Genomic DNA, 4,664 nt, shown 5'->3' with positions numbered 1-4,664 from the left:
CTATGTTTTTTTCAAAAAGTCCACAAATTCAGAGGCTATAAACGCCTATTTCAAGCCATTCCTAGACATTTTCCAAAATGTCTTCAAATGTCATGGTTTTCTCCTTTTCTTATTTATTTTAACACAAATATTTTCAATAACGATTCAGCGTTAGCTAGCTCTCTCTTTTACTGACCGATGAATCTCTAGGTAGAACAAAATTATGGCACCTGTATAAGGTCAAAGGTAAGCCAACAAATCACCAAAATATTAATGCAAGATGCTGGAAATGGACAAATTCGAATTGAAACAGTCCCGCATTTGCAAACAACAGCAAGATATCAATAGTATTCAAGGCTGCGACGGCACTGCAATAGGTTGTCGTAATTTCTCCCGTATAAATTTTCCACTTTTATTCATTATTATCGTCTGAAATGATTCCTGTTAGAAAACACAGTCCGATGATTGCCATTGGCAAACCTATGAACCACATCTTTGTGATAACCCATAACATCATAGCATTCACAATAAAAATTATCCCAATGGTATGACTTGTTTTCATAATAATCCTCCTAGTTTGTTTTACCTACTAGGAGGTAAAACAAAAGTAGTGTTCCAATATCAAAAAATTCGAAAAAACTTCCAGCTTAATTCTTATGAACGTCTTAAAAGTTTTTTGACACTATCAATAGCCTTTTTCTTTAAAGGTCTTGGGTAATAACGGAAAGTCCCCATTTTACGGACAATAGAACCATTGAAATTTTGCTTGAAGCGCAGAACACCGTCACTGCCATCGAATACCCCTTGAATCCCTAAAAAATTGTAAGTCGGAATGTCACGTCTAATCGCTTCCAACATGACATGTTCTTGTAGGGCAACAGGGGCATAAAATTTATTAAATTCAGTATAGGAACCACTGAATAAGTAGATGGCCTCACGCGCCGTATAAACAAAGAGACTCCCTGCCATGACAACATCTTCTGAACCATGTTCCGCAATTAATTCTTTTGCCTCAGAAATCCGTTTTTCAAAGGTCTCAGCCTGAGCCTGATACTCTTTTTTCATGTTTTGGTATTTTCTAGAATCAGGATTAGCAGCTAATTTCTCCTCTAAATCTGACAATTTAACGCCTAGATTTCCCAAATCATTTTGGAGATTGGTCAAATAATCTTGGAAATTAATCTCGGCCACCATAAACTCACAGTTATCACCAAAGGCATCATAAAAGTCTTCATAATAGTCCAAAGATTTGTCTGAATAGTCACGACGCTCCGATGTTGATGATGTAATCTCTTTAAAGATAGGGAGTTCTGAGCGCTTCAAGCGGCGCAATTTGGTCCCAAAGGAAGCTGCTTTATTAGCTAGAGGCTTCCCTTTTTTCGAAAAAGATTTCCGCAAATTCTGAGCTGTCATTCCTTCTAAAGACTTAACATAAAGCCAGTCTGGCTCCCCTCCTGGATAACCCGTCTGTAAACCATCATGCTGGAAGCCTAAGTCTGTCAAGGTTACCAACAAGTCTCTACGCTCTTGACTAGCAGGCTCACCCTCACTAGTATATTCCTGATAAGTATCGTAAGGCTTAATAATCAGTTCTAGAGCCCCATTTTTCTTAGCAAATGCTTGTAACGCTTGATAAAATGCTTTCAAATAGGCAAGATCACGACTTGCAGGTCCTGTATTCATCTCCATATGCTGGCCGCCAGCCATAGCCTTGCTGTACAAGAGCCCCGCAACTTGAATAGCGCCGTCAGCTTTTAGACCCATAAAGCGAACCTTAAAACCACGCTTACGGAGCAGCTCTGCCATTTCCAAAGATTGTGTAAAGGACACTTCCGAAAACTGTGACAGTGCACTACTATAGTCTTCTTTACTTAATTCTACTAATACCATCTTAAATCCTTTTCTAGAATGCTTCCTTACCATTATAGCAGAAATGAGAATAGGACAGAACTCTTAAGCCGTAGAGATCACCACTCAAAATTTTTATTTCAAATGACATAAAAATCAAATAATGACCTTTAAATGGTATATAATAACAGTAAAACACTCAAAGGAGACCTCTCATGTTCAATGATATCATCATAATTATGGCTATTATTATCTTTTTAAGTGTTTTTGCTTGGTCTTATCAAGCCCTCTACACCTATTGGAAAAAAGAATTAAAAGACAAGAAAAATAAGAGGTAGCCCTCTTATTTTTTTGATATTATCCAATTACTGACCCATTTGGTACACTATCATCAACCGTCAATACCGTCAATTTACCGTCGTGTTCTGCTGATAAAATCATGCCTTGGCTAACGTATTTTTTCATCATTTTACGTGGTTTAAGGTTAGTAACGATTTGCAATTTCTTACCGACTAATTCTTGTTCATTTGGATAGAATTTCGCGATACCTGAAAGGATTTGTCGATCCTCGCCGTCTCCAGCATCCAAGCGGAAGCGCAACAATTTATCAGAACCTTCTACTTTTGCTACTTCTTTGACTTCAGCGACACGAATTTCAACAGCATCGAAGGTCTCAAACTTAATCTCGTCTTTTTCAGATTTGAGTTCAACTTCATCTGGGTTCCATTCTTTTTCTGCAGCTGTTTTACCAGCATTCATTTGAGCCTTGATATAGTTGATTTCTTCTTCCATATCCAAACGTGGGAAGATTGGTGTCCCCTTAGCAACAACTTGAACGCCACTTGGAAGACCTGATAATTCAAGATGTTCAAGATCAAAATCAGTTCCCAATCCAAGTTGTTCCATAATAGCATTTGACGTTTCCATCATGAAAGGTTGGATAAGGTGAGCAACCACGCGCAAGCTTGCTGTCAGATGTGCCATAACTGACGCTAACTGCTCCTTTTTACCCTCTTCTTTAGCCAAAACCCAAGGAGCTGTCTCATCGATGTACTTGTTGGTACGAGAGATGATATTCCAGACAGCTTCTAAAGCTCTTGGGTAATCCACTGCCTCCATATTGTGGTGGTAGAGCTTGAGATTTTCTGAAACAAAGTCAGCTAAATCACCATCAAAGTCTGTGACATTTTCCTTGTAATCAGGAATTTGACCACCAAAGTATTTGTTAATCATGGCAACTGTACGGTTAAGAAGGTTTCCAAGATCGTTGGCTAACTCATAATTGATACGACCAACATAGTCTTCTGGTGTGAAAGTGCCATCAGATCCTACAGGAAGACTACGCATGAGGTAGTAGCGGAGCGGATCAAGACCGAAACGCTCTACCAACATTTCTGGGTAAACCACATTCCCTTTTGATTTAGACATTTTACCATCTTGCATGACAAACCATCCGTGTGCCACCAAGCGATTTGGCAATGGTAAATCAAGCGCCATAAGAAGGATTGGCCAGTAAATGGAGTGGAAACGCAAGATATCCTTACCAACCATGTGGTTAACGCCTGGATTAACCGTGAAGTCCCATTGCTTTCCTGAGTCATCTGCCCATGATTTCGTTACGGTATCTGCCAACCAGAATTTGTCAAAATTTGCTGAGTCTGCTTGACCATAACCAAGCGCTGTCGCATAGTTGAGAAGAGCATCAATCCAAACGTAAACAACATGTTTAGGATTTGACGGTACCTTAACCCCCCAGGTAAAGGTTGTGCGAGAAACTGCTAAATCTTCCAAACCAGGCTCGATGAAGTTTTTAAGCATTTCATTCATTCGAATATTAGGACTAATAAAATCAGGATTAGCTTTAAAATAAGCTTCTAAGTGCTTTTGATACTTGCTCAACTTGAAGAAATAAGATTCTTCAGAAACAAGCTCAACTTCATGCCCAGATGGTGCGACACCACCAATGACATTGCCCTCATCATCACGATAAACTTCTGCCAATTGGCTTTCTGTGAAGAATTCCTCATCAGAAACCGAGTACCAGCCCCGGTATTCGCCAAGATAAATATCGCCTTGTTCTAAAAGACGCTCGAAGACTTGTGCAACCACCTCTTCATGGTAGTCATCCGTCGTCCGAATAAATTTATCATAAGAAATCTCAAGGAGTTGCCACAATTCTTTTACACCAACAGCCATATCATCAACATAAGCTTGCGGTGTGATCCCTGCTTCCTCAGCCTTGGACTGGATTTTCTGACCATGCTCATCAAGACCTGTTAGGTAAAAGGTATCAACGTGCATCATACGTTTGTAACGCGCCAAAACATCACAGGCTATAGTTGTATAAGCAGAACCGATATGCAATTTTCCAGAAGGATAATAAATCGGTGTTGTAATATAAAATGATTTTGTCATTAAGTAATTCCTTTCCGTGCAAATGAAACACGACTATAGTAACACTTGATTATAGCATATTTTGATAGGAGATTTCAAAGGGATGAAAAAACTCTCACATATCTTACTGTAGCGTTACAATAGATGTGAGACTTCTAGAAGTCAAAAAGAAGATTCCCTGATATGATAAGAGTACCACGACTCATCAAAAAGGAATCTTCTCATGACTAGTATATCACAAAATCTTCGCTATTTACCACATACTCTAGAAACACGTTACCACGCGGTTAAAACCTACCAAAATGGTGCCTCTGTCGCCTTCATCTGTCGACGCTACAAGGTCTCAAAAGCCTCTCTCATACGCTGGAACAAGCGATTCGACGGAACTAAAGAATCGCTGAAAGACCATTCCCATCGCCCTCTAACACCACATCCAAAGGCTC

General features: G+C 39.5%; 5 protein-coding genes. 2 read left to right on the top strand and 3 right to left on the bottom strand.

The genetic code is table 11. From position 1 onward, the window contains the following. Positions 1-391: 391 nt before the first annotated feature. Both G574_RS11670 and G574_RS0109235 read right to left on the bottom strand, forming a co-directional pair. Positions 392-541 carry a hypothetical protein gene (locus G574_RS11670; RefSeq protein WP_169343468.1) on the bottom strand — a complete coding sequence of 50 codons (150 nt, stop codon included), beginning with the start codon at positions 539-541 and terminating at the stop codon, positions 392-394. A gap of 92 nt (positions 542-633) precedes the next feature. Further along, positions 634-1,869 (bottom strand): aminoacyltransferase, encoded by a 1,236-nt coding sequence (locus G574_RS0109235; protein ID WP_029691948.1) that lies wholly within the window; start codon positions 1,867-1,869, stop codon positions 634-636. Between the two features lie 173 nt (positions 1,870-2,042). Here G574_RS0109235 and G574_RS11920 point away from each other — a divergent pair, with 173 nt between their 5' ends. After that, a complete protein-coding gene (locus tag G574_RS11920) occupies positions 2,043-2,165 on the top strand; it encodes a hypothetical protein (protein ID WP_281167099.1) in 123 nt (40 codons plus the stop codon). Positions 2,166-2,184: 19 nt separating this feature from the next. On the opposite strand, the gene metG is transcribed toward G574_RS11920, so the two are convergent. Further along, entirely contained in the window at positions 2,185-4,242 is a 2,058-nt protein-coding gene (metG, locus tag G574_RS0109225; protein WP_029691947.1) for a methionine--tRNA ligase, read from the bottom strand. A gap of 202 nt (positions 4,243-4,444) precedes the next feature. Here metG and G574_RS0109220 point away from each other — a divergent pair. After that, a partial coding sequence (locus tag G574_RS0109220) for a transposase (protein WP_029691946.1) occupies positions 4,445-4,664 on the top strand: 220 nt, incomplete at its 3' end.

It is taken from the genome of Streptococcus hyovaginalis DSM 12219 (assembly GCF_000420785.1).
Classification (GTDB): Bacteria; Bacillota; Bacilli; order Lactobacillales; family Streptococcaceae; genus Streptococcus; species Streptococcus hyovaginalis.
The sequence above is the reverse complement of the archived record's forward strand: the minus strand, read 5'-3'. Positions and strand labels throughout refer to the sequence as shown.